This window comes from Streptomyces sp. NPDC101110, from assembly GCF_044759525.1.
Lineage (GTDB): Bacteria > Actinomycetota > Actinomycetes > Streptomycetales > Streptomycetaceae > Streptomyces.
This window is the reverse complement of sequence record NZ_JBIVZM010000001.1, coordinates 29,416-54,012: the sequence shown is the minus strand read 5'-3', so window position 1 is coordinate 54,012 and position 24,597 is coordinate 29,416. Positions and strand designations below refer to the sequence as shown.

The 24,597-nt window shown below is 71.4% G+C and carries 23 protein-coding genes; 12 read left to right on the top strand and 11 right to left on the bottom strand.

Annotated features, from left to right (window positions below):
- Positions 1-50: 50 nt before the first annotated feature.
- Positions 51-1,574, bottom strand: coding sequence for an SPFH domain-containing protein (locus tag ACIQU3_RS00245; RefSeq protein ID WP_403922867.1), 1,524 nt, complete (start codon positions 1,572-1,574; stop codon positions 51-53).
- Between the two features lie 90 nt (positions 1,575-1,664).
- Complete coding sequence (locus ACIQU3_RS00240; protein WP_403723855.1) at positions 1,665-2,174, bottom strand: NfeD family protein; 510 nt, start codon at positions 2,172-2,174, stop codon at positions 1,665-1,667.
- A 207-nt stretch (positions 2,175-2,381) separates the two neighbouring features.
- On the opposite strand from ACIQU3_RS00240, the gene ACIQU3_RS00235 reads away from it, so the two are divergent.
- Positions 2,382-3,281 (top strand): GNAT family N-acetyltransferase, encoded by a 900-nt coding sequence (locus ACIQU3_RS00235; protein WP_403922866.1) that lies wholly within the window; start codon positions 2,382-2,384, stop codon positions 3,279-3,281.
- On the opposite strand, the gene ACIQU3_RS00230 is transcribed toward ACIQU3_RS00235, so the two are convergent.
- A complete protein-coding gene (locus ACIQU3_RS00230) occupies positions 3,164-4,315 on the bottom strand; it encodes a LacI family DNA-binding transcriptional regulator (RefSeq protein ID WP_403923200.1) in 1,152 nt (383 codons plus the stop codon). The genes ACIQU3_RS00235 and ACIQU3_RS00230 overlap by 118 nt on opposite strands.
- Positions 4,316-4,617: 302 nt before the next feature.
- On the opposite strand from ACIQU3_RS00230, the gene ACIQU3_RS00225 reads away from it, so the two are divergent.
- The 4 genes from ACIQU3_RS00225 (at position 4,618) to ACIQU3_RS00210 (ending at position 9,458) form a co-directional block, all read left to right on the top strand.
- Positions 4,618-5,901 carry an ABC transporter substrate-binding protein gene (locus ACIQU3_RS00225; RefSeq protein ID WP_403922864.1) on the top strand — a complete coding sequence of 428 codons (1,284 nt, stop codon included), beginning with the start codon at positions 4,618-4,620 and terminating at the stop codon, positions 5,899-5,901.
- Between the two features lie 11 nt (positions 5,902-5,912).
- Positions 5,913-6,896 (top strand): carbohydrate ABC transporter permease, encoded by a 984-nt coding sequence (locus tag ACIQU3_RS00220; RefSeq protein WP_403723850.1) that lies wholly within the window; start codon positions 5,913-5,915, stop codon positions 6,894-6,896.
- Positions 6,893-7,729 (top strand): carbohydrate ABC transporter permease, encoded by an 837-nt coding sequence (locus tag ACIQU3_RS00215; RefSeq protein ID WP_403723847.1) that lies wholly within the window; start codon positions 6,893-6,895, stop codon positions 7,727-7,729. Before ACIQU3_RS00220 ends, ACIQU3_RS00215 begins: the two co-directional genes overlap by 4 nt.
- 88 nt (positions 7,730-7,817) lie before the next feature.
- Positions 7,818-9,458: a glycoside hydrolase family 13 protein gene (locus ACIQU3_RS00210; RefSeq protein ID WP_403922862.1), complete on the top strand. Its 1,641-nt coding sequence runs from the start codon at positions 7,818-7,820 to the stop codon at positions 9,456-9,458.
- Positions 9,459-9,601: 143 nt separating this feature from the next.
- Here ACIQU3_RS00210 and ACIQU3_RS00205 read toward each other — a convergent pair whose 3' ends face one another.
- The 4 genes from ACIQU3_RS00205 to ACIQU3_RS00190 all read right to left on the bottom strand — a co-directional run bounded on the left by ACIQU3_RS00205 (position 9,602) and on the right by ACIQU3_RS00190 (position 13,584).
- Positions 9,602-11,017, bottom strand: coding sequence for an ATP-binding protein (locus ACIQU3_RS00205; protein ID WP_403922860.1), 1,416 nt, complete (start codon positions 11,015-11,017; stop codon positions 9,602-9,604).
- A complete protein-coding gene (locus ACIQU3_RS00200) occupies positions 11,018-11,737 on the bottom strand; it encodes a response regulator transcription factor (RefSeq protein ID WP_403723837.1) in 720 nt (239 codons plus the stop codon).
- A gap of 115 nt (positions 11,738-11,852) precedes the next feature.
- Positions 11,853-12,929 carry an LLM class flavin-dependent oxidoreductase gene (locus ACIQU3_RS00195; protein ID WP_403922859.1) on the bottom strand — a complete coding sequence of 359 codons (1,077 nt, stop codon included), beginning with the start codon at positions 12,927-12,929 and terminating at the stop codon, positions 11,853-11,855.
- 64 nt (positions 12,930-12,993) lie between these two features.
- Entirely contained in the window at positions 12,994-13,584 is a 591-nt protein-coding gene (locus ACIQU3_RS00190; protein WP_403922858.1) for a TIGR03086 family metal-binding protein, read from the bottom strand.
- Positions 13,585-13,646: 62 nt separating this feature from the next.
- On the opposite strand from ACIQU3_RS00190, the gene ACIQU3_RS00185 reads away from it, so the two are divergent.
- Positions 13,647-14,480, top strand: a complete 834-nt coding sequence (locus tag ACIQU3_RS00185) for a DUF6597 domain-containing transcriptional factor (RefSeq protein WP_403723827.1) — start codon at positions 13,647-13,649, stop codon at positions 14,478-14,480.
- A 202-nt stretch (positions 14,481-14,682) separates the two neighbouring features.
- On the opposite strand, the gene ACIQU3_RS00180 is transcribed toward ACIQU3_RS00185, so the two are convergent.
- Positions 14,683-15,573, bottom strand: coding sequence for an NADP-dependent oxidoreductase (locus tag ACIQU3_RS00180; RefSeq protein WP_403723824.1), 891 nt, complete (start codon positions 15,571-15,573; stop codon positions 14,683-14,685).
- Positions 15,574-15,697: 124 nt separating this feature from the next.
- On the opposite strand from ACIQU3_RS00180, the gene ACIQU3_RS00175 reads away from it, so the two are divergent.
- Positions 15,698-16,105 (top strand): winged helix-turn-helix transcriptional regulator, encoded by a 408-nt coding sequence (locus ACIQU3_RS00175; RefSeq protein ID WP_403723821.1) that lies wholly within the window; start codon positions 15,698-15,700, stop codon positions 16,103-16,105.
- 44 nt (positions 16,106-16,149) lie between these two features.
- Positions 16,150-16,485 (top strand): YnfA family protein, encoded by a 336-nt coding sequence (locus ACIQU3_RS00170; protein ID WP_403723818.1) that lies wholly within the window; start codon positions 16,150-16,152, stop codon positions 16,483-16,485.
- A gap of 18 nt (positions 16,486-16,503) precedes the next feature.
- On the opposite strand, the gene ACIQU3_RS00165 is transcribed toward ACIQU3_RS00170, so the two are convergent.
- On the bottom strand, positions 16,504-16,941 hold the full coding sequence (locus ACIQU3_RS00165) for an ester cyclase (RefSeq protein WP_403723815.1): 438 nt from the start codon (positions 16,939-16,941) through the stop codon (positions 16,504-16,506).
- Positions 16,942-17,059: 118 nt separating this feature from the next.
- On the opposite strand from ACIQU3_RS00165, the gene ACIQU3_RS00160 reads away from it, so the two are divergent.
- Positions 17,060-17,836 (top strand): SDR family NAD(P)-dependent oxidoreductase, encoded by a 777-nt coding sequence (locus ACIQU3_RS00160; RefSeq protein ID WP_403723812.1) that lies wholly within the window; start codon positions 17,060-17,062, stop codon positions 17,834-17,836.
- A gap of 118 nt (positions 17,837-17,954) precedes the next feature.
- Here ACIQU3_RS00160 and ACIQU3_RS00155 read toward each other — a convergent pair whose 3' ends face one another.
- Positions 17,955-19,148: an RtcB family protein gene (locus tag ACIQU3_RS00155; RefSeq protein ID WP_403723809.1), complete on the bottom strand. Its 1,194-nt coding sequence runs from the start codon at positions 19,146-19,148 to the stop codon at positions 17,955-17,957.
- Between the two features lie 171 nt (positions 19,149-19,319).
- Between ACIQU3_RS00155 and ACIQU3_RS00150 the strand changes: the two genes are divergently transcribed.
- The 3 genes from ACIQU3_RS00150 (at position 19,320) to ACIQU3_RS00140 (ending at position 22,627) form a co-directional block, all read left to right on the top strand.
- Positions 19,320-20,138, top strand: a complete 819-nt coding sequence (locus ACIQU3_RS00150; RefSeq protein WP_403922857.1) for a DUF3558 domain-containing protein — start codon at positions 19,320-19,322, stop codon at positions 20,136-20,138.
- Positions 20,139-20,257: 119 nt separating this feature from the next.
- Positions 20,258-21,148 (top strand): DUF3558 family protein, encoded by an 891-nt coding sequence (locus tag ACIQU3_RS00145; RefSeq protein WP_403922856.1) that lies wholly within the window; start codon positions 20,258-20,260, stop codon positions 21,146-21,148.
- A 132-nt stretch (positions 21,149-21,280) separates the two neighbouring features.
- Complete coding sequence (locus ACIQU3_RS00140) at positions 21,281-22,627, top strand: DUF2637 domain-containing protein (RefSeq protein ID WP_403723800.1); 1,347 nt, start codon at positions 21,281-21,283, stop codon at positions 22,625-22,627.
- An 81-nt stretch (positions 22,628-22,708) separates the two neighbouring features.
- On the opposite strand, the gene lysS is transcribed toward ACIQU3_RS00140, so the two are convergent.
- The gene (lysS, locus tag ACIQU3_RS00135) at positions 22,709-24,454 is read right to left on the bottom strand and encodes a lysine--tRNA ligase (protein WP_403723796.1); all 1,746 of its coding nucleotides are present in this window, start codon (positions 24,452-24,454) and stop codon (positions 22,709-22,711) included.
- Positions 24,455-24,597 lie beyond the last annotated feature (143 nt).

Sequence of the window (24,597 nt, the reverse complement as noted above, 5' to 3'; positions counted from 1 at the left end):
GGCCCGCCCACCGGACGAACGGTGGCCGGGCCCGTGCGGGTCACCGCCCGTCAGCCGGTGATCTCCACCTTCCCGTTGACCGACGCCGCCTGCCCGCCCGTCGCCGAGGTGCGCTGCGTGACGCCCTTCAGCAGCTCGGCGAGGTCGACGCCCGTCGTGGAGCCGAGAAGTTCCAGCCCCTGGGCGACGTTGTCCGCGACGGCCCGGGGAATGCGGCCGGCGCCGTCGGTGGAGATGACCGTCATCTTGTCCACCGCGCTGAGCGGCTCGGACGCCTTGGCCACGACCTGCGGCAGCACCTCGACGAGCATCTGCAGGACGGCCGCGTCCCCGTACTGCCCGAACGCGTCCGCCTTCTTGCGCATCGCCTCGGCCTCCGCCGCGCCCTTGGCACCGATCGCCGACGCCTCGGCCTCGCCTTCCAGCCGGACCGCCTCGGCGATCGCCGCACGCCGGGCACGCTCGGCCTCGCCCTGCTTCAGACCCTCGACGGCCTCCGCCTCGGCCAGCGCGGAGCGACGCTGCTTCTCGCCCTCACCGGTCAGCCGGGCACGCTCGGCCTCCGCCTGCGCGGCCGCGATGCCGGCCGCCTTGTCCGCTTCGGCCTGCTTGACCCGCGCCACGCGCTTGGCCTCGGCCTCCTGTTCGGCGGCGTAGCGCTGGGCGTCGGCGGGCTTGCGGACCTGGGTGTCGAGCTGACGGTCGGTCAGCGCGGCCTGCCGCTCGGCGACCTTCTCCTGCTGGGTGAGGATCTCCTGCTGCCGGGCCGCCTCGGCGAGCGGTCCGGCAGCCGCCGCGCGGGCCGCTGCCTCGTCGGTCTCCGCCTTGATCTCGGCCTGCTTGAGGGCGAAGGTCCGCTGCGCGATCGCGATCTCCTCCTCGGCCTTCAGACGTGCCTGCTCGGCGGCCCGCCGGGCGACGGCTTCGGCGATGTCGGCCTCCTGCCGTGCGCGAGCGGCCTCGGGCCGGCCGAGGTCCTCCAGGTAGGAGCCCTCGGTGGTGATGTCCTGGATCTGGAACGCGTCCAGCACCAGCCCCTGCCCGGACAGGCTGGACTCGGCCTCCTCCGCGACCTGCCCGGCGAACGCCGCCCGGTCACGGATGACGTCCTCCACCGACATCCGCCCGACGATGGCCCGCAGCGCACCGGACAGCACTTCCTGGGTGAAGCCGACGATGCCGTCCTGCTGCATCAGGAACCGCTGCGCGGCGGCCCGGATGGAGTCCTCGGTGCCGCCGACCTTGACGATCGCGACACCGTCCAGATTGGCCTTCACGCCGCGCAGCGTGACGGCGCCGCGCACCGCGACCGGGATGTGCCGGGAGGACAGGTCGAGGGTGAACTTCTGCTGCACGAACGGCACGACGAACACACCGCCACCGACCACGACCTTCTGTCCGCTGTTGTCGGTGAAGACCCGCCCGGTCTCCGGGTCGGTGGCCTTCTTGCCCCGCCGGCCGGTGACGATGAACGCCTCACTCGGACCCGCCACCTTGTAGCGGGTGACCACGACCAGTGCCAGCAGCACGAGGAGTACGACGACCCCTACGATCGCGAAGACGACAGGACTCATGACAGTGCCCCCGAATCACACACGAAAGAGAGAAGGAGAGAAAGGGAGAGAAGAGAAGGAGGAAAAGAGAAGGAACGAGAGGAAGGAAGGTCAGCGGTTCACCGGGCGGACCACGACGGACGTGGCGGAGGGCACCGCCTCCACCCACACCTCGGCGCCCCGGGCCACCGGCCCCGCACTGCGGGCGGCGAACTTCGCCGTCTGCCCCGCGAGCCGGAGCAGCACCTCGCCGTAGCCGTCCGCCGGGATGGCCGTGACCACGTTGCCCGACGTGCCCACCAGGTCGTCACGGGTCGGTGTGGAAGCCGTCTGATCGCGCATCAGGGCGCGGCTGAAGCGGTACGTCAGCCAGGCCGTGCCGAGCCCGCACACGGCCCCCGCCATCGTGGCGAAGGCGGGACCGGCACCCGCCACACCGGTGGCGATGGCGCCGCCGAATCCGGTCGTCGCCAGGAACCCGGCGGCGACCGGCAGCGACAGCCAACCGTCCAGGGCGCTGCCCAGGGCGCCGTCGAGCACGCCCTCCAGCACCCCGTCGAAGGCCAGCGACAGGGCGAGCAACGCGACCCCCGTGATGCCCAGTCCCAGAAACCAGACCATGCGCGCCGTCCCCCTCCCGCCTGCCGCTGAACTCCGACTTGACGGGATCCTGACACGAGGGGAGGGGTCAGTTCATTGCCGGGTTCCGGCAGCCTTTACGGGCTTTTTATGCCGGGCTCCTTCGCAGTCCGGCCCGGGCAAGGGATGAGCCGGACCTCGGGTGGGCAGGACCGGTGCGGCAGCAGTCGGTGACCTGAGGGGGACCCCGTGCGTGAACTCGCGGACGCGACCGAGTCGATGGAACAGCTCGCAACGGTCTGGCGGGCCATGGTGCTCGACCGGAACCCCCGAGCCGACGTGCGGGACCTGCCCGGCATCGCCGTGCGGTGGGCCGACTCCCGGTTCGCCTTCTGGAACTGCGTCACCCTGACGGAGGTCGGCGCCGATGCCGGGGTGCTGAAGCAGCGGCTGCACGAAGCCGCCGAGGTGATGCGTTCGAAGACCCGCCCCGGCTTCCTGTGGGTCTTCGAGGCCCTGCTCGACGACGGGGCGCGTGCCGCGCTCGGAGCGGCCGCCGAGCAGGCGGGCCTGCGGTACGTCTTCCCCGGCACCGGCATGGCGGGGGATCTCCTGCCCCTTGCCGAACCCGCCCATCCTGAGCTGACCTTCGTGCGCGTCGACAGCGACGAACTGCTGCGGGCGTACGCGGACATCAACGCGCGCGCCTACGGTTTCCCGCTGGAGGACGGGCGGGACGGGCTCGCCGGGTCCGCATGGTGGAAGAGCGGGGTGTTCGCCTACCTGGGGCTGCGCGACGGGGTCCCCGTGACCTGCGCCGCCACCGTGGAGGCGGACGGGCGGCTGTTCGTCGTGCTCGTCGCCACCGATCCGGCGTGGGAGCGGCGGGGTTACGGGGAAGCCGTGACCCGCAAGGCCCTGTACGAAGGGGGCCGCGCGACCGGGCTGACCCGGGCGACCCTGCACGCGACCGCCGCCGGCGCGCCCGTGTACCCCCGGATCGGGTTCGAGCCGAACTCCCCGATCGGTTTCTACTCGCTCGCCGAGCTCGCCGACCCCGCCGACCCCGCCGATCCAACCGAGCTCGCCGACCCCGCCGAGCTCGCCGATCCCTCTGGTCCCGCCGGTCCCTCCGGCATCCGGGACTGATCCGCCGGTCGGGACGCGGGAGCGGGCGCGGGCGTCCTCGCCGCCACCGGGGCCGTCGTGCCCCGGGGGATCACGTGGGTCGGCAGGACGATGTGGCGTTCATGGTCGCCGTCCGAGTCGTCGATGAGCTTGAGGGCCAGCTCCCCGGCCAGCCGGCCCATCTGCGACGGGGACTGCGCCACCGTCGACAGGTCGAACCAGTCCGCCAGCGGCTGGTCGTCGAAGCCCAGGACCGAGACGCGCTCGGGGACCGCGATCTGCGTCTTGCGGAGGTTCCAGATGAGGGCGACCGCGACCTCGTCCTGCTCGGCGAAGACGGCGGTGGGCGGCTCGCGCAGGCTGAGCAGCGCGCCGAGGGACTCGGCGGCCGCACGCTTGCTGCCGACCCGCGTGGACACCACCAGGTCGTCGTCGAGCGGCACCCCCGCCTCGGCGAGCGCCCGCTGGTAGCCCAGCAGGCGTTCGTTGGAGCTGAAGGTGAAGCCGCTCGCCCCCTCGGTCGGGACGAAGGCGATGCGCCGGTGACCGAGGTTGAGCAGGTGCCGGGTGCCGTGCAGCGCTCCGGCGACGTCGTCGACGTAGACGCTCGGGCGCCCCTCGACGTGCTGGCTGACGTAGATCACCGGCATGCCGAGGTCGTCCAGCCGGGCTGTCTCCTCGTCGGTGAGGTCGAAGGAGAACACCAGGAGCGCGTCGGCGTTGCGGCGCGCCGGGAGGTGCTCGAAGAACGCCGTGCGCTCGGTCAGGTCCGGGATCTCGTAGACGTTCAGCTGCAGGCCCGCCGCCCGCAGCAGCGGAGCGAGGCTGGACAGGGCGGATCCCATGAACCACGAGTTGAGCGTGGGGACCATCACCGCGACTGTGCCGGTCCTGCCCGTGACGAGGCTCGCCGCCTGCCGTGACACCGCGAAGTTGAGTTCGCGTGCCGCCTTCTCGACGCGGGCGCGCACCTCCGGCGAGACCGTGGACAGTCCGCGCAGCGTGCGGGAGACGGTGGAGGTGGAGACCCCGGCCCGCTCGGCGACGTCGGCCATCGTGGGGTGCCGTTGCTGGGCTGGAGGCATGCGCCGGACGTTAGCACAGGGATGCCCTCCGTCACCCCAATTCGTGACAGCGCTTTCATGCGCGGACACCGCGACCGGTCAGCCCATTACCCACAGGTAACGCATTGACTTCACCCGGGCACACCCCTAGCTTGCAAGCGTTGTCCCGACAGCCCCGGAACTTTCTCCGGCAATCCGCTCTCATCCTTCTGACCTGCGAATTTCCTCACCATTTCTCGTGACAACGCAGTCTCACCAGCACCTGAACCGGTTCCGTACGACCAGGAGAGACAGTGACGACCAGAACCACCAGCAGGGCGGCCGTGATCGCCGCCGCCGGGCTCCTCCTCAGCGCCTGCGGCTCCTCCGACGGCGGCTCCGGGCAGGCCGGGCCCCCGGCGTTCGAGGGGCGCGGCCCCATCTCGTACGTGGCGGGCAAGGACACCACGGGTACCGTCCAGCCGATGCTCGACCGCTGGAACGCGGCGCACCCGAAGGAGAAGGTCACCTTCATCCAGCTGCCGACCGACGCGGACGCCCAGCGGCAGCAGATGATCCAGAACGCGGAGACGAAGTCCGACGCCTACACGGTGCTGTCCCTCGACGTCGTGTGGACCTCGGAGTTCGCCGCCCACCGATGGATCGACCGGCTGCCCGACAAGCGGTTCCCGCTCGGGAAGATGCTGAAGCCGGTGGTGGAGACAGCCCGGTACCAGGGCGGGCTGTACGCGGTGCCGGCCAGTTCGGACGGCGGCATGCTCTACTACCGCACCGACCTGCTGAAGAAGGCCGGCGTCACCGCTCCCCCCAGGACCTGGGACGAGATGACCGCCGCGTGCGCCGAGGTGAGGAAACTCCCCGAGGCCAAGGACATGTCCTGCTACGCCGGGCAGTTCCAGAAGTACGAGGGCCTGACGGTGAACTTCGCCGAGGCGGTGAACTCCGCGGGCGGCACCGTCACCGACGGGCGCGGCAAGCCTGACGTCGACACCCCCGAGGCCCGCAAGGGCCTCGACTTCCTGGCCCGTTCCTTCAAGGACGGGACGATCCCGAAGAAGGCCATCACCTACCAGGAGGAGGACGGCCGGCAGGCCTTCCAGTCCGGCAAGGTGCTCTTCCTGCGCAACTGGCCGTACGTGTACTCACTGGCCCAGAAGAGCGGCATCAAGGGCAGGCTCGGGGTCGCGCCCCTGCCCGGCCTGAACGGGCCCGGCTCCTCCAGCCTCGGCGGTCACAACATGGCCGTGTCCACGACGGCGAAGAACAAGGCGACGGCCCTGGACTTCATCGAGTTCATGACGAACGAGAAGAACACCCGGACCCTGCTGGAGGACGCCTCCCTCGCCCCGCCGTACGCCGCGCTCTACGACGACCGGGAGCTCACCGCGCAGTACCCGTACCTGCCGGTGCTCAAGGAGTCCATCGTCCGGGCCGTCCCCCGTCCCCGGGTGGTGCCGTACGGCGATGTCACCGCGGCGGTCCAGCAGGAGGCGTACGCCGCCCTGAACGGGGACAAGAGCAGCGCGCAGGCGCTGCGCGACCTGCAGAAGACCCTGCGGAAGACCACGGCGCGGTGAGGGCCGGGGTCATGACCGAGGCGGCGGCGCGGACCGAGGCCCCCACGGGGGTCCGGCCGCCGGTGCGGCGAGGGCGGGCGAGTTCCGGGACGGGGCGGCTGGCCGCGCTGCTCGTCTCCCCCACGCTGCTGGTGCTGGCGGTCGTCGTGCTCTACCCGACCCTGATGGCGCTCAAGGAGTCGCTGTACGGGGCGAAGGGCCTGGACCCGGCGACCGGGTTCATCAGCGACACCGAGCCGTTCGTCGGTCTCGGGAACTACGCCGAGATCTTCGGGGAGGCCGGGGCGCGGTTCTGGAACGCCTTCTGGAACACCACCTTCTTCACCGTGGTCACCGTCGGCCTGGAGACGGTGATCGGCGTGGGCATGGCGCTGATCATGCACAAGGCGTTCAAGGGCCGGGGCCTGGTGCGCGCCGGGATCCTGGTGCCCTGGGCCGTGCCGACGGCCATCTCCGGGCTGCTGTGGCGCTGGATCTTCAACAGTGACGGTGTCGCCAACGCGCTGCTCGGACAGCAGATCCTGTGGACCACCGAGGGCGTGCACGCCAAGGTCGCGGTCATCGTCGCGGAGGTGTGGAAGACGGCGCCGTTCATCGGGCTGCTGGTGCTGGCCGGGCTCCAGGTGATCCCCAAGGAGGTCTACGAGGCGGCCCGGATGGACGGGGCCCGCGCGGTGCGCCGGTTCTGGCACATCACCCTGCCGCTGGTGAAGCCGGCCCTGCTGGTGGCGGTGCTGTTCCGCTGCATGGACGCGCTGCGGATGTTCGACCTGCCCTACCTGCTCGTCGGCGCGCAGAAGCACTCGGTGGAGACGCTGTCCATGCTCGCGCAGAACGAGGCGTCCAACGTCCGCTTCGGACCGGCCTCGGCGTACGCGGTGATCCTCTTCCTCTACGTCTTCCTGATCGCGCTCGCCTTCGTGCGGCTGCTCGGTGCCGACCTCGTCGGCGGCGGGCGCGGCAGGAGGCGCCGCCGTACAGAGGTGACGGCATGACGACCCTCATGGCGAAGTGGCGGGGCGGGCTCGTGTACGCGGGTGTCGTCGCGGTCGTGGCCTATTGCCTGGCCCCCTTCTACTGGATGCTGGTCTCCAGCCTGCGCCGCACGAGCGACATCTTCGACACCTCGCTCGTCCCGTCCCCGCTGTCCTTCGAGAACTACCGGGCCGTGTTCGACCCGGCCCAGGGCTTCGGGCGCGCCCTGCTCAACAGCCTCGTCGTCGCCGGGATCACGACCGTCCTGGCGCTGGTGCTGGCCACCTTCACGGCGTATGCGATGGCCCGGCTGGAGTTCCGCTTCAAGCGGCTGATCCTGACCCTGATCATCGCCACCTCGATGTTCCCGGTGGTGTCGATCGTGGTGCCGCTGCTGAAGCTGTTCACGGACATCGGCTGGATCAACACCTACCAGTCGATGATCGTGCCGAGCATGTCCTTCGCGCTGCCGCTGGCGGTGTGGAACCTGACCACGTTCTTCCGGCAGATGCCGGACGAGCTGGAGCACGCCGCGATGGTCGACGGCTGCACCCGCGGCCAGGCCTTCCGCAAGGTCATCGTGCCGCTGGCTGCGCCGGGCATCTTCACCACCGCGATCATCACGTTCATCGCGGCCTGGAACGAGTTCCTCATCGCCCTGTCGATGACCAACAAGCCGGGCATGCAGACCGCAACGGTCGCCATCTCCAAGTTCACCGGCGCGACGACGTACGAGACCCCGTTCGGCAGCCAGATGGCCGCCGGTGTCCTGGTCACCGTCCCGCTGGTGGTCATGGTGCTGCTCTTCCAGCGCCGGATCGTCGCCGGGCTCACCGCCGGCGCGGCCAAGTAGCCGGCCGCCCCCGCCCCGCCCGCCCGCTCAAAGGCCCGCCCTCACAGTCCCGCCCCCTCACAGTCCCGCCCGCTTCAGAAGGAGCCATGTGTCCCCCACCGCACCCTGGTGGCGCAGCGCCGTCATCTACCAGGTCTACATCCGCAGCTTCGCCGACGGGAACGGCGACGGCGTCGGCGACATCGCCGGCATCCGCTCCCGCCTGCCGTATCTGAAGTCGCTGGGCGTGGACGCCATCTGGATCAACCCCTGGTACAAGTCGCCCATGGCCGACCACGGCTACGACGTCGCCGACTTCCGGGAGATCGACCCGGTCTTCGGCACCGTGGCCGACGCCGAGCGGCTCATCGAGGAGGCGCACGCGCTGGGGATCCGCGTGATCCCCGACATCGTGCCCAACCACACCTCCGACCGGCACGCCTGGTTCCGGGCGGCGCTGGCGGCCGGCCCCGGCAGCGCCGAACGCGAGCGCTACGTCTTCCGCGCCGGGCGCGGACCGGACGGCTGCGAACCACCCAACGACTGGGTGTCCTGCTTCGGCGGCCCGGCCTGGACCCGGTTGCCCGACGGGGAGTGGTACCTGCACCTGTTCGCGCCCGAGCAGCCCGACCTGAACTGGCAACACCCCGAGGTGCGGGAGGAGTTCGAGTCGATCCTGCGGTTCTGGTTCAGCCGGGGCGTCGACGGTTTCCGCATCGACGTCGCCCACGGGCTGGTCAAGCACCCGGAGCTGCCCGACCTGCCGCCCCGCCGGGACCCGGACGACGGGCTGCCCCGGCAGCACGTCGACCACCCGCACTGGGACCGGGACGAGGTGCACGAGATCTACCGGTCCTGGCGCAAGGTCGCCGACGAGTTCCCCGGCGACCGCTCCTTCGTCGCCGAGGCATGGGCGGACACCCCCGAGCGGCTGGCGGCGTATGTCCGCCGGGACGGCCTGCACACGGCCTTCAACTTCGACTTCCTGATGTCGAGCTGGGACGCGAAGGACCTGCGGTCGGTCATCGACGGCTCCCTCGGCATGCTCGGGGCGGTGGGCGCCCCGGCCACCTGGGTCCTGTCCAACCACGACGTCGTGCGCCACCCGAGCCGCTACGGCCGCCGGACGGCCAGGCGTTGGGTGGCCAACGAGAGTTACCGCCCCGACGGCCCCCTGGACCTGGACCTCGGCACCCGGCGCGCCCGCGCCGCCGCCCTGCTGATGCTCGCCCTGCCCGGCGGCGCCTACGTCTACCAGGGCGAGGAGCTCGGTCTTCCGGAGGTCGAGGACCTGCCGGAATCCGTTCTCCAGGACCCCACCTGGGAGCGCTCCGGGCACACCGACCGCGGCCGCGACGGCTGCCGTGTCCCGATCCCGTGGACCGAGGGCGGCACGGCGTTCGGTTTCAGTCCCGAGGGTGCGACGGGCGAGCCCTGGCTGCCGCAGCCGGCCGACTGGGGCCGGTACGGCGTGGCAACCCAGTCGGGGGACGCGGACTCGATGCTGGAGCTCTACCGGGCGGCGCTGCGCATCCGGCGCGAGCATCCGGCCCTCGGCGACGGTTCGATGGAATGGCTGGACGCCCCTGAGGGGGTCCTGGCCTTCCGCCGGGAGCCCGGCTTCGTCGGCGTGGTGAACCTCTCGGCCGAGCCGTACGAACTGCCGGCGCACTCCGCGCTGCTGCTGGCCTCCGGTCCGCTGAGGAACGGGCGGCTGGGGCCGGACCAGGCGGTGTGGCTGGCGGTCTGACGGCGCACACCGCCGCCAGCGCACCACCGCCCGTGCGCTCCCGAGCCGGCCGGTCGCGTGCGGCGAGGTCGGCCGCCCCAGCCGCCGCGAGCCGCTTGCCCGGGCCCCGCGCAACACCCGCCGGGTCGGGCGATCCCGGCGGGTCAGTCGATCCCGCCGCCCACCGTGAAGCCGGTGACCGTCCCGCCGCCTTCCCGCCGGAACGCGAACGGTGTTCCCCCGTGGGCGAGGGCCACCTCGCGGACGATGGACAGGCCGAGGCCGGAACCCGGCAGGGAACGGGCGTCGGCGGCCCGGTAGAAGCGGTCGAAGACCCGGGTGAGGTCGCGGTCGTCGATGCCCGGGCCGCGGTCGAGGACCTCGATGCGGATCCGGCCGGGCCGGGCGGGCCCCGAGACGACGATCTCGACGGGGGCCCTGCCGCCCCGGTCGAACTTGACGGCGTTCTCGACGAGGTTGGACAGCGCCCGGGTCAGCATCCCGGGCCGTCCGTCGGTCGTGGTGTCGCCGCTCGTGCGCAGCAGGATCTGCCGGCCGCTGCGGCGCCGGGCCGCACCCGCCACCTCCTCGGCGATGTCGGCGACGTCCACCCGCTGCGGCGGCTCGGTGTCGGACTGCCCGGCCGCGAGGTCCACCAGTTCGTTGACCAGGTCGGTCAGCTCCCGGGCCTCCTGGCCGAGGTCGGCGACCAGTTCCTCGCGGGCCTGCGGCGGGAGTTCGTCGATCCGGCGCAGCAGGGAGATGTTGGTGCGCAGCGAGGTCAGCGGCGTGCGCAGTTCGTGGCCCGCGTCCTGGACCAGGCGGCGCTGGTCCTCCTCGGACTGCGCGAGCCGGCCCAGCATGCGGTCGAAGGCCCGGCCGAGGCGGCCCACCTCGTCGTGGCCGGCCACCGGCACCTGGATGCCCAGCCGGCGGGTGCGGGCGACGTCCTCGGCGGCGTCGGTCAGCACGACCAGGCGGCGCGTGATCCGCCGGGCCAGCCACCAGCCGAACAGCCCGGCGGCCACCACCACGGCGGCCATCAGCAGCAGCGTCCGCTGCTGGAGCGCCCGCAGCAGGTCCTCGACGTCGCTGAACTCCTGCGCGACCTGCACCGCGCCCCGGCCGCCGCCGAGGGAGACGGTGGCGACTCGGTACACGTCGCTGCCCACGTCGACGTCCTTGTGCTCGGCCACCTGCCCGGAGCCGGCCGCGGCGGCGATCCGCACGTCGGTGCCGGTGACGGGCAGTCCGGGACTGCCCGCGTCGACGACGTGCCCGTCCGGGCCGAGCACCTGCACGTCCGTACGGGCGGGCCGCACCAGGTCGTGGCCCGGCGCGGCGGACGAGAAGTCGCCGGGCGTCATGTGGTTCTGCCGCACCTCGTCGCGCAGGTCCTGCACGACCTCGTCGAACACCGTCTGCTGGTCCACCCGCACCAGCCGGGCGGCGGCGCTGTACGACAGGATGCCGACGAGGACCGTGACGGCCGCCGTCACCGCCGCGAAGGACACCGCGAAGGTGGTGCGCAGCGACACGAGCTTCGGCCGCCGCCCGGCCGGCAGGCGCAGACGGCCCACTCAGTCCTCCCGCAGCACGTAACCCACGCCGCGCACCGTGTGGATCAGCTGTGGCGCGTCCGGCTCGTCGAGCTTGCGGCGCAGGTAGCCGACGTAGACGGCGAGGTTCTTCGAGCCGGGCCCGAAGTCGTAGCCCCAGATGCGGTCGTAGATCGTCGAGTGGTCGAGGACGATGCCCGCGTTGCGGACCAGCAGCTCCAGCAGCTCGAACTCGGTGCGGGTCAGTTCCAACTCGCGCGCGCCCCGCCAGGCCCTGCGGGCCTGCGGGTCCATGCGCAGGCCGGCGGCCTCGAGGAACCGCTCCGGAAGCGGCCTGGGCGCCTCGGCCGCGGGGGCTCCGCCGGTGCCCACCGGGCTGGTGCGGCGCAGCAGGGCGCGCAGCCGGGCGAAGACCTCCTCCACGTCGAAGGGCTTGACCACGTAGTCGTCGGCGCCCGCGTCCAGCCCGGCGATCCGGTCGGCGGTCTCCACCAGGGCCGTCAGCATCAGCACCGGCGTCCGGTCCCCCTCGGCGCGCAGCACCCGGCACACCTGGAGCCCGTCGATGCCGGGCATCATCACGTCCAGCAGGAGCACGTCCGGACGGTTGCGGTGGGCCTGCGCCAGCGCCTCGATTCCGTCGGCGACCGCCATGACCTGGTAGCCCTCCAGGGTCAGGGCACGCTCCAGGGCGTTGCGGATGGCTCGGTCGTCTTCGGCGAGCAGCACGGTGTGGGGCACGCGTCCAGTGTGCCAAGCCGCCCGGCGCCGGGGACCGTATGCGCTGCGCCGGGGCGTCCTTCTTACTCGGCTCTCACCGGGCCGGGCAGCCTCGCGGCCGGGCCCTGCCGTCCCCTCACCCTCGGGACCGGGCGAGCCGGGCCGTGTGTGTCGGGGCGTCCGGGACGTCCGCCGGGCGGTCCACGGCGAACTCCTTGCGCAGGACCGGCACGACCTCCTCGCCGAGCAGGTCGATCTGCTCCAGCACGGTCTTGAGCGGCAGCCCGGCGTGGTCGATCAGGAACAGCTGGCGCTGGTAGTCCCCCGCGTAGTCGCGGAAGGCCAGGGTCTTCTCGATGACCTGCTGCGGGGAGCCCACGGTCAGCGGCGTCCGCTCCGTGAAGTCCTCCAGCGACGGGCCGTGCCCGTACACCGGGGCGACGTCGAAGTAGGGGCGGAACTCGCGCACCGCGTCCTGGGCGTTCTTCCGCATGAACACGTGCCCGCCGAGTCCGACGATCGCCTGCTCGGGAGTGCCGTGCCCGTAGTGCGCGTACCGCTCGCGGTACAGCTCGACCATGCGCTTGGTGTGGTCGGCCGGCCAGAAGATGTTGTTGTGGAAGAAGCCGTCACCGTAGAACGCGGCCTGCTCGGCGATCTCCGGGGAGCGGATCGAGCCGTGCCAGACGAACGGCGGTACGCCGTCCAGCGGGCGGGGCGTGGCCGTGAAGCCCTGGAGGGGCGTGCGGAACTTCCCCTCCCAGTCGACGACGTCCTCGCGCCACAGGCGGTGGAGCAGGGCGTAGTTCTCGACGGCGAGGTTGATGCCCTGCCGGATGTCCTGCCCGAACCAGGGGTAGACCGGGCCGGTGTTCCCGCGGCCCAGCATCAGGTCGACCCGGCCGTCGGCCAGGTGCTGGAGCATCGCGAAGTCCTCGGCGATCTTCACCGGGTCGTTGGTGGTGATCAGGGTGGTGGCCGTGGAGAGGATCAGCCGCTCGGTGCGGGCCGCGACGTAGCCGAGCATCGTGGTGGGGGACGAGGGCACGAACGGCGGGTTGTGGTGCTCACCGGTCGCGAACACGTCGAGGCCCACCTCCTCGGCCTTCAGCGCGATGGCCACCATGGCCTTGATGCGCTCGCGTTCCGTGGGCGTCCGGCCGGTGGTGGGGTCGGGCGTGACGTCGCCGACGCTGAAGATCCCGAACTGCATGGTCGCTCACCCTCCAGGTTGTTTACTATTCAACCATACCCGGAGAACCGCGGCCCACGTGCGCCTATTCCCAGGAGGGGGCCCGGCCGGTCCTGGCGAGCAGCCGCTCGAAGGCCGACGCGCCCTCGCCCTCCGGCACGGGTTCCCCGAACACGCCCGTCCTGCGCGCCATCGGCCCGAGCTCCTCGACCGCACCGGCCAGCTCGGCCACGACCGCCTCGTCGGCGGCCGGGAAATCCTGGCCCGTCGCCCTCGCCAGGTCCCACACGTGCACCGTCAGATCCAGCAGCGCCATCGAGCCGACTAGCCGCGCGGGCATGTCCATGGCGCCGGTGGTGCCCTCCTCGGCACCGGGCGCGGACCAGGCCGCCACGAGCCGGTCCGTCTCCCGCACCAGTCGTTCCCGCCAGTCGGGGCTCTCGGCGACCATGTCGGCCGCCTCGCCGAAGGCCGACGCCTCCTTCGCGGCCAGCCGCTGGAACTGCACGACCACCTGGAAGAGATGACCGACGAGGGCCCGCACGTCGTACTCGGCGCAGGGCGTCGGAGCGTCGAGCGCCGCGTCCGGGATCCCCCGCACCACCGGCACCGCCCGCTCCCTCGCCAGGGCCAGCAGCTCACCGATGCCGTACGTCCTCACCGCATTCGTGTCCATACCCCGACCGTAGGCGGGGCCCGAGCCGCCCATCTTGAAGAAACGCGACGTACGATCCGGCCATGGAGGCACCCCGCCACGACACCCGCGGGATCGTCGACCCGTCCGGGCTGCTGGACCGCGTGCGGTTCCGCCGTCACGAGCCCGCCGCGCCGCTGCGCCGGTACGTCGAGTGGTACTGGCTGATCGACTGGGACCTGCCCGCGCCCTACGCCTCCCACGTCGTCCCGCACCCCTGCGTCAACCTCACCTTCCAGTGGGACGAGGACGAGGGGCCGCCGTACGCCGAGGTCACCGGCGTCGCCCTCGGCCTCTACACCAGGAAGCTGACCGGGCGGGGCCGCGTCTGCGGGGCGAAGTTCCGCCCCGGCGGCTTCCGGCCGTACGCCCCCGAAGACCCCGTCTCCCGGTGGACGGGCCGCGCGCTGCCCGCCCGGGAGGTGTTCCCGCTGATCACCGGCGACACCGCCCGCTCGGTCGTCACCGCGGCCGGCGACCGGGACCGGGTGGCCGCCCTGGACGCCTTTCTGCTCTCCCTGCCCTGCGTCCCCGACCCGCAGGCCGACCTCGCGATCGACCTCGTCCGGCGCGTCCGTACGGATCGCGGCGTGCGCCGCGTCGGCGACCTCGCCCGCGACCGGGGCCTGTCGGTGCGGGCCCTGCAACGGCTGTTCGCCACGTGGGTGGGGGTGAGTCCCAAGTGGGTCATCCTCCGCTACCGCATCCACGAGGCCCTGGAACAGGCCGGCACCCGCGACGACATCGACTGGGCCGCCCTCGCCGCCGACCTCGGCTACGCCGACCAGGCCCACCTGGTACGGGACTTCACAGCGACGGTGGGGGTGCCGCCCACGGCATACGCGACGGCGGCCCGGGCCGGACGCGCCGGGCCCTGATACCGCGGCAGGCAGCGTTCGCCCCGCCGCGACGCCCGGCCCACCCTCTCACCGCACCCGCGACGCCCGGCCAACCCTCTCACCGCACCCGCGACGCCCGGCACGCCCTCTCACCGCACCGGACGCCGCCCCTTCACGGGCAGACGCCGCCCCTTCACGGGCAGACGTCGCCTGCCGCGGTACGGGAGGTGCCCGCACCCGGCTAGGGCACCAGCACCAGCCGCCCCCGCACGCCGCCCCCGTCGAGCCGGGCATGCGCCTTGGCGGCATCCTCCAGGGCGAACGTCTCGGCCACCCGGGTCGTCAGCACCCCCTTGTCCACCAGCCGCACCAGCTCCGCCAGCTGCGCCCCGTCCGCGCTCACCTCGACCGCGCCCGTCCGCACCCCGCGGACCGAGGTGGGTTCCGCCTGCGGGATGACACCGATGTACCGGCCCCCGTCACGCACCGCCGCCAGGGCCGGCTCACCGAGCACGGCGGCGTCCAGCACCGCGTCGAAATCGAGGCCCGCCACGTCGCCGCTGACGAAACGCCCGGCCCCCAGGGACCTTACGAACGCCTCGTCCCCCTCCCGCGCCAGACCGGCCACCGGTATCCCCCGGTGCGCGGCGAGCCGGACGGCGTATCCGCCGACCGCCCCGGCAGCACCCGTCACCAGCAGCGACCGCTCCGGCGTCAGTTCCAGCAGGTCCAGGGCCTGCACGGCGGTCAGCGCGTTCAGCGGCAGGGTCGCCCCGTGCACCGCGTCCACCGAGGCGGGGGCCGGGGCCACGGCATCCGTGTCCACGACGACGTACTCGGCGTGGGTGCCCAACGGCTTGACCATGCCGTAGTGGAGCGCCACCACCTCGTCCCCGACGCTCCACGAACCGGCCGGCCCCACCGCGTCCACCGTCCCCGCGACGTCCCAGCCCAGCCCGATCCGCTTGCCCGCACCCCCGAACACACCGGCCCGCACCCCCGCGTCCACGGGATTCAGCGATGCGGCCGACACCTTGATCCGCACCTCACGCTCACCCGGCTCGGGCACAGCGGTCTCCACGACCTCCACGACCTCCGGCCCACCGAACGAATTGACCACTACAGCACGCACAGCGACGCTCCTTGGATTGCCGTCGTCCGGGACGTCCTCCCGGCCATGCGAGCAACACTAGGAAGAGTTACTATCCATCGGTAAGTAGTTACCTGCGAGTGCGTATGTACCCCGGAGGTGAGCCATGCCGACCATGACGGCGGCCCAGCGGCGCGAACAGGCCCGCGTCGAGTACGACGCGTTCCTCAAGAGCTGCCCCACCAACCAGCTCCTGGACCGCATCAGCGACAAGTGGGTCAGCCTGGTCGTGGCCGCCCTCACCCAGGGCCCCCTGCGCTACAGCGACCTCGGTCGCAAGATCGCCGGGGTCAGCCCCAAAATGCTCACCCAGACCCTGCGCACACTGGAACGCGACGGCCTCCTCAGCCGCACCGTCACCCCGTCCGTCCCGGTCCGCGTCGACTACGAACTCACCCCCCTGGGCCACAACCTCGCCCGGCTCCTGACCGCCGTGAAGGACTGGGCGGAGAACCACTTCGACGAGGTCGCCGAGGCCCGCGAACGCTACGACGCCGAGGCCGCCGACGCCTGACGCCGACGTCACGGGAGCAGGCCGGGCATGCGAAGCTGGCCGCCATGTCCGTGCTCCGCTCCGCCGCCCTCTTCGTGCTCGCCGCGCTGCTGGAGATCGGCGGCGCCTGGCTCGTCTGGCAGGGCATGCGCGAGAACAAGGGCTGGCTCTGGGCGGCCGGCGGCGTCCTCGCCCTCGGCGCCTACGGCTTCGTCGCCACGTTCCAGCCCGACGCCCACTTCGGCCGTGTCCTCGCCGCGTACGGCGGGATCTTCGTCGCCGGTTCGATCCTGTGGGGCGTGGTCGCCGACGGCTACCGCCCGGACCGCTGGGACGTGACGGGCGCGCTGGTCTGCCTCGCGGGCATGGCCGTCATCATGTACGCCCCGCGAGGGCACTGACCCCCGCCCCGGGCGCGTTCAGAACGGCTCGTCGGGCGGCAGCAGGCCCAGCTGCCCCAGGAAGTCCATCTCGTCGAAGTACAGCCGGTAGTCGACGATCCGCCCGCCCTTGACGGTGGCGATGTCCACCCCGCGGATCCGGATCTCCTTCTGCGTCGGCGGCAGTGTCTCCCCGTTGGGCAGCTCCAGCGGCCCGGTGTTCCGCCCGTGGTAGACGCCCTCGTCGATGGCCGTGTCACCGGCCTCGTAGGAGTGCAGCGGCTGGAACGTCGCCTCGGGAACCGCCTCCGTCATGGTCCGCCAGTAGTCGACGATGGCGTCGCGCCCGCGCAGCTCGCCCTCGTCGGGAGTGAAGGCGACCGCGTCCTCGGCGTACAGATCGGCGACGACCTTGAGATCGGCGTGCCCGGTGACCGCGTCGGTGAGCCGGTCCATGACCTCACGTGCCTCACCCATGATCCACCTCCCGGAGAAACAGGGAATCACCCAGCCTCATTCTCCCACCGAGGCCCCCTTCTATCCTGGCCGCAAGCCCGGCGCAGACGCCGGCCAGCCACCCACCCGAGGAGCTCCCATGGCCACCGCCGCACCGCCCGCAGCCTCCCGCATCGCCGTCGTCACGGGTGCGAGCAGCGGAATCGGCGCCGCCACGGCCCGGCAACTCGCCGCGGCGGGCTACCGCGTCGTCCTCACCGCGCGCCGCAAGGACCGCATAGAGGCCCTGGCCGAGGAGATCACCAAGGCGGGCCACCAGGCCACGGCGTACGCCCTCGACGTCACGGACCGCGCGGCCGTCGACGAGTTCGCCACGGCCTTCAAGACCATCGGCGTGCTGGTCAACAACGCGGGCGGCGCGCTCGGCGCCGACCCGGTCGCCACCGGCGACCCGGAGGACTGGCGCCGGATGTACGAGACGAACGTCCTCGGCACCCTCAACCTCACCCAGGCCCTGCTGCCCAAGCTGATCGCGAGCGGCGACGGCACGGTCGTGGTCGTCTCCTCCACGGCCGGGCACGGCACATATGAGGGCGGCGGAGGCTACGTCGCCGCCAAGCACGGCGCCCACGTCCTCGCCGAGACCCTGCGCCTGGAGATCGTCGGACAGCCGGTCCGCGTGATCGAGATCGCCCCCGGCATGGTCAAGACCGACGAGTTCGCCCTGACCCGCTTCGGCGGCGACGAGGAGAAGGCGGCCAAGGTCTACCAGGGCGTCGCCGACCCTCTCACGGCCGACGACGTCGCCGAAACGATCACGTGGGCGATCACCCGCCCCGCCCACGTCAACGTCGACCTCCTGGTCCTGCGCCCCCGAGCCCAGGCGTCGAACACGAAGGTGCACCGGGAGCCCTAGAGCCGGAAGGGGCGCCGGGAGGCGCAGAGCCGTCCGGTGCACCGAGCGGCGCAGAGCCGTCCGGTGCACCGAGCGGCGCAGAGCCGTCCGGTGCACCGAGCGGCGCAGAGCCGTCCGGTCAGCCCTTCACGCAGACGACCTGCTTGATCCGCGCCACGACCTCCACCAGGTCGCGCTGCTGGTCGATGACCTGCTCGATCGGCTTGTAGGCGCCGGGGATCTCGTCGACGACGCCGGAGTCCTTGCGGCACTCCACGCCCTGGGTCTGCTGCTCCAGGTCCGCCGTGGTGAACCGGCGCTTGGCCGCGTTGCGGCTCATGCGCCGGCCCGCGCCGTGCGAGGCCGAGTTGAAGGACTTGGCGTTGCCGAGACCCTTCACGATGTACGAACCCGTGCCCATGGAGCCCGGGATGATCCCGTACTCGCCGGAGCCGGCCCGGATCGCGCCCTTGCGGGTCACGAGCAGGTCCATCCCGTCGTAACGCTCCTCGGCCACGTAGTTGTGGTGCGCGCTGATCTCCGGCTCGAAGGTGGGCCTGGCCTTCTTGAACTCCTTGCGGACCACGTCCTTCAGGAGCGCCATCATGATCGAGCGGTTGTACTTGGCGTACTCCTGCGCCCAGAACAGGTCGTTGCGGTACGCCGCCATCTGCGGGGTGTCCGCGACGAACACCGCGAGGTCGCGGTCGACCAGCCCCTGGTTGTGCGGGAGCTTCTGGGCCACGCCGATGTGGTGCTCGGCGAGTTCCTTGCCGATGTTCCGGGAACCGGAGTGCAGCATCAGCCAGACAGATCCGGTCGTATCCGTGCACACCTCGACAAAGTGATTGCCTCCGCCGAGCGTTCCCATCTGCTTGGTGGCACGTTCCTGACGGAACTTGACCGCTTCCGCCACCCCGCCGAACCGCGACCAGAAGTCGTCCCACCCCGCGGTGGCCAGCCCGTGGAACCGCCCCGGGTCCACCGGGTCGTCATGCATCCCCCGCCCCACCGGAATCACCTGCTCGATCCTCGACCGCAGCCGGGACAGGTCGCCGGGCAGGTCGTTCGCCGTCAGGGACGTCTTCACCGCCGACATCCCACAGCCGATGTCGACACCCACCGCCGCCGGGCACACCGCACCCTGCATGGCGATGACCGAACCGACCGTCGCGCCCTTGCCGTAGTGCACGTCGGGCATCACGGCCAGGCCCTTGATCCACGGCAGCGTGGCGACGTTCTGGAGCTGCTGGAGCGCCGAGCCCTCGACCGACGCCGGGTCGGTCCACATCCGGATCGGTACCTTCGCACCCGGTATCTCTACATACGACATAGCGTCCTCAATCCCCCGTAACCGAACAGAAGTCTTCAACAGCAAATACCGGAGCCAAGGTCGACGAAAAGGAAATCGGACCGGCGTCCACGGCAGTGCGTGCGATACACATTGTGTCCATCGCCCGCTGTACGGCGGCAAGCCAATATCCGTGTCGAGAGGAGCCACCACGTGCAACGAAAGGCGTGCGTGCCCGGTATCGCCGTGCTCCTCGCGGCGGTCCTGGCCGGCTGCACCGGCGGCTCGGCCGACGGCGGTCCGACGGACGACTCCAACTCCGGCGACACCGGCACGGCCTCACCCGCCGCCGAACCCGGCCGCTACCGCACCCTGCCCGACCCCTGCGTCGAGGTCGGCGACAGCACCCTCGACGAACTACTCCCGGGCATCCGGCAGATCAGGGACGAGGAGCAGCGCGAGAAGGCCTACCAGGGCGAGCCGACGACCACCTTCGACACCGACCGGAAGGTCGGCTGCCGCTGGAAGGTGGACTCCCCGGCGGCCACCGACCACCTGGTGATCGACTTCGAGCGGGTCGTCTCCTACGACAACGCCGTCAGCGACGACAGCCAGGCCGAGCAGCTCTTCGCGGAGCGGGAGGCCGCCGCCCACCTGCCCGAGCCGACCGCCACGCAGACGGCGCCCTCCGGCAGCGCCACGGCGAGCGGTTCGGCCGCCCCGTCGAGCGGCTCCCCGGCCCCGTCCGGCTCCTCCTCGCCCTCGGCGTCCCCCTCCGCGACCCCGACCGAGTTGCAGCCCCGGGTACTGGAGGACCTCGGCGACGAGGCGTTCCTGGACGACGGGCTGAACCGTTCCGGTTCGACGGCCGAGCAACGGACGGTGACTGTGGCGTTCCGCACGTCCAACGTCATCGTGACCATCGAGTACGCGGAGCAGCCGGCGACCGTCGGAGTCGTGCCGGACAGCAAGGAAATGCAGGACAGGGCGCAGAAACTGGCCTCCCAACTGGCCGAGTCACTGGGCGACTGAGGCCCCTTCACGGCCCCTTCACGGCTCCGCGCAAAGCGGGCGAAGGAAGAACACACCGCTGCCTCACCGCGTACGGTGACCACTCGGACCCGTTCCGACCGCAGGGAACCAAGAGCGTCATGAGTGAAGGAACCATGCAGCGACGAGCACAGCGAGAAGAGCGAGACCAGCGAGCGAAGCGCCTGAGCCGCGTCCTTGTCTGCGCGGCCGCCGTCCCCGTGATGCTGGTCGCCGCCGGCTGCTCCTCGGACTCCGGCTCCGGCGACAGCACGGACAAGGCCGCCGAGGCCGCGGCGTCGGGGTCGGCGAGTCCGTCACCGACCGTGAAGGCGGCGGCGTACGGCAAGCTTCCGGAGGCGTGCAAGGCGCTTCCGAAGAAGACGCTGACGGACCTCGTACCGAAGAGCAAGTCCGGCAAGGAGGGCAAGTCGGACGACATCTCGACGCGCGCCAGCTGCTCCTGGAACAGCCTCGACAACAACGGCGTGAAGGGCTCGCAGTTCCGCTGGCTGAACGTGTCGATGCTGCGCTTCGAGTCGGACGTCACCCGCGGCCCGGCCGACAAGCTGGCCCAGGAGTACTTCGAGAAGCAGGTCCAGGAAGCGCAGACCGTCGAGGGCGCGAAGAGCGTCAAGACGGAGCCGGTGGCCGGTACGGGCGACCAGGCGACGGCCGTCCACTACGACCTGAAGAAGAAGGAAGGCACCTTCAAGCAGCAGACGGTCGTGGCGCGCGTCGAGAACGTCGTGGTCACGCTCGACTACAACGGCGCGGGCCTGGCCGGTGACAAGACGCCGAAGGGCGGCGACCTGCTGAAGGACGTGAAGAAGGCCGCCAAGGAGGCAGTGGAGGCGGTGTCGGCCGCGAACAGCAAGGGCGGCGGCACGGCGGACGGCGCCCCGTCCCAGCCGTCGAAGTCGCCCTCGAAGTCGGCTTCCAAGGAGGCGTCCGACGAGCCGTCGAAGGACTCCTCGGCCTCGCCGTCGAAGAAGCCCGCGGCGAAGAGCTGAGAAGTCTCCGAGAAGCTCCCGGGAAGCCCCTGAGCAGCCCCTGAGAAGTCCCGACGGGATCCGGCCACCCGTTCCCCGTACACATGTGCCACCCTGTTGCGCGCAACAACACGCAAGGGGAGGGGAGTACGGGTGGCCGCGCCACTGCAGCTGACTCGGATGCACCGCGTTCTCATCGGCGTGGTCGTGGCCGGCGCCGTGATCATCGCCGGTATCGGCTTCGCCGGTTCGTACGCGGCGGTCCGCGAGTTGGCCATCAAGAAGGGCTTCGGGAACTTCTCCTACGTCTTCCCGATCGGCATCGACGCAGGGATCTGCGTCCTGCTGGCCCTGGATCTGCTCCTCACCTGGATCAGGATCCCGTTCCCGCTGCTGCGCCAGACGGCCTGGCTGCTGACGGCGGCCACGATCGCCTTCAACGGCGCGGCCGCGTGGCCGGATCCGCTCGGCGTGGGCATGCACGCGGTGATCCCGGTGCTGTTCGTGGTGGCGGTCGAGGCGGCCCGGCACGCGATCGGCCGGATCGCCGACATCACGGCCGACAAGCACATGGAGGGCGTGCGCCTGACGCGCTGGCTGCTGTCGCCCGTCCCCACGTTCCTCCTGTGGCGCCGCATGAAGCTGTGGGAGCTGCGCTCCTACGACCAGGTGATCAAGCTGGAGCAGGAACGGCTGGTCTACCAGGCCCGGCTGCGCTCCCGCTTCGGGCGGGCCTGGCGCCGGAAGGCGCCGGTGGAGTCGCTGATGCCGCTGCGGCTGGCGAAGTACGGCGTGCCGCTGGCGGAAACGGCCCCCGCGGGCCTGGCCGCGGCGGGCATCGAGCCGGCCCTGCTGCCCCCGGTCCCGCAGCAGGCCCTGGACGCGGCGGAGCCGAAGACGCTCGCGGCGGAACCGAAGGCGCTCACGGCGGACGCCGCCCTCGCTGCGGACAGCCGCGCCACGGCGGCGGCACAGGCACGCGCGGCGGCGCCCCGCGGCGGGCAGCGTCCGGAGTTCGACGGCATCCCCTACGCACAGCAGCCCGACCCCGAACCCGACCCCGAAGCGGACGAGAGCCCCTGGTTCAACATCCCGCGCGAGGTCGAGTACCAGGGCGGTTACGACCCGGCCTACGACCCCGACCAGTACGCCCAGTGGATCGCCGAGCCCCCGCAGGCCGGGCAGTATCCCGACCGGCCGCAGGAGGGCTTCTCCCCGGAGGACACCGGCAGCTTCCCGATCCCGGTGGGCCCCAACCGCACCCGTGAGCTGGGGGAGGGCGGCGGCACACCCTCGACGCCGGAGCCGGACGAGGAGGCGTACTACCAGATCTTCCGTGAGTCGATCAAGAGCGGGAACGGAGCGCCCACCCCACGCGGGTTCATCGCCGACGTCGAGGCGACATACGGGGTCACGCTGGACGAGGCCGAGTCCAAGCGCATGGTGAATCGCTTCTCCAACCGTCTCAACGCGGAGTTGACGGACGAGCACATCGCCTGATCCGCACCGGCGCACCCACGCGCAGACGGAAGAGGGGCCCTCACCGAGGGCCCCTCTTGCGTCGTCACGGCGACGGATCCGCTACACCGCGAGCAGAGCCCGCACCCGGTCCTGCCCCACCGCCAGCAGCAGCGTGGGCAGGCGTGGGCCGGTGTCGCGGCCCACCAGCAGGTGGTAGAGCAGCGCGAAGAAGGACCGCTGGGCGGTCTTGATCTCCGGCGGCAGCTCCTTCGGCGTGGCGTCGGCGGAGAACCCGGCCTGCACCTTCGGCACGCCGTACACCAGGTGCGTCAGTCCGTCGAGCGACCAGTGGTCGGCCAGCCCGTCCAGCAGCAGCCGCAGCGACTCGCGGCCCTGCTCGTCGAGCGACTTCAGCAGCTCCGCGTCCGGCTCGTCCCGCACGATGGTCCGCTGGTCGGCGGGGACGTGCGTGTTGATCCAGGCCTCGGCCTTGTCGTAACGCGGGCGCGCCTCGTCGAGCGAGGCCAGCGGCTGCTCGGGGTCGAGCTCGCTGAGGATGCGCAGCGCCTGGTCCTCGTGCCCGGCGGTGATGTCCGCGACGGACGCCAGCGTCCGGTACGGCAGCGGCCTGGACGTCCGGGGCAGCTCACCCGCGGCCGTCCCCACGGCACGCGCGTGCGCGGCCACGTCGGCCGGCAGGGCGCTGCCGTCGGCGACCTTGGCGTCCAGCCGGTCCCACTCGTCGTAGAGCCGCTGGATCTCCTGGTCGAAGGCGACCTTGAAGGACTGGTTGGGCCTGCGGCGCGCGTACAGCCAGCGCAGCAGCTGCGGCTCCATGATCTGCAGCGCGTCGGCCGGGGTGGGCACGCCGCCCTTGGAGGACGACATCTTGGCCATGCCGGAGATCCCGACGAAGGCGTACATCGGGCCGATCGGCTGCTTCCCGCCGAAGATGCCGACGATCTGCCCGCCGACCTGGAACGACGACCCGGGCGAGGAGTGGTCGACACCGGAGGGCTCGAACACGACCCCCTCGTACGCCCAGCGCATCGGCCAGTCGACCTTCCAGACCAGCTTGCCGCGGTTGAACTCCTCCAGCCGGACCGTCTCCGAGAAGCCGCACGCGGTGCAGGCGTACGTCAGCTCGGTGGAGTCGTCGTCGTAGGAGGTGACGGTGGTGAGGTCCTTCTCGCAGTTGCCGCAGTACGGCTTGTACGGGAAGTACCCGGCGGCGGTGGAGCTGCCGTCGTCCTCACCGGCCGCGCCGGAGCCCTCGGCGGCCTCCAGCTCGGCCTCGTCGACCGGCTTCTGCCCCTGCTTCTTGGCCGGGGCCTTCTTCGTGCGGTACTGGTCGAGGATCGCGTCGATGTCGCCGCGGTGCTTGACGGCGTGCAGGATCTGCTCGCGGTACACCCCGGAGGTGTACTGCTCGGTCTGGCTGATGCCGTCGAACTCCACGCCCAGCTCGGCCAGCGACTCGATCATCGCGGCCTTGAAGTGCTCGGCCCAGTTCGGGTGCGAGGAGCCCTTCGGCGCCGGGACGGACGTCAGCGGCTTGCCAATGTGCTCCTGGTAGCTCTCCTCGTCGACCCCGGCGATGCCCTTGGGCACCTTGCGGTACCGGTCGTAGTCGTCCCAGGAGATCAGGTGGCGCACCCGGTGGCCCCGGCGGCGGATCTCGTCGGCGACGAGGTGCGGGGTCATGACCTCGCGCAGGTTCCCGAGGTGGATGGGGCCGGACGGCGAGAGCCCGGACGCGACGACGACGGGTTTGCCCGGGGCCCGGCGCTCCGACTCCTCGATGACCTCATCCGCGAAACGGGAGACCCAGTCGGTGGTCTCGGTGCTCTGAGCCACGATCGGCACGTCCTTCTTTCTGCATCGGGCAGCCGGTACGGTCGCACGGCTGACCGCACCATTGTCCCAGACCGCCTCGCGCCCGGAAAAACGGCTTTACCCCCATGGGATACTGGCCGGGTCCATCGATTTCCCCTAGGAGAACGGCACCC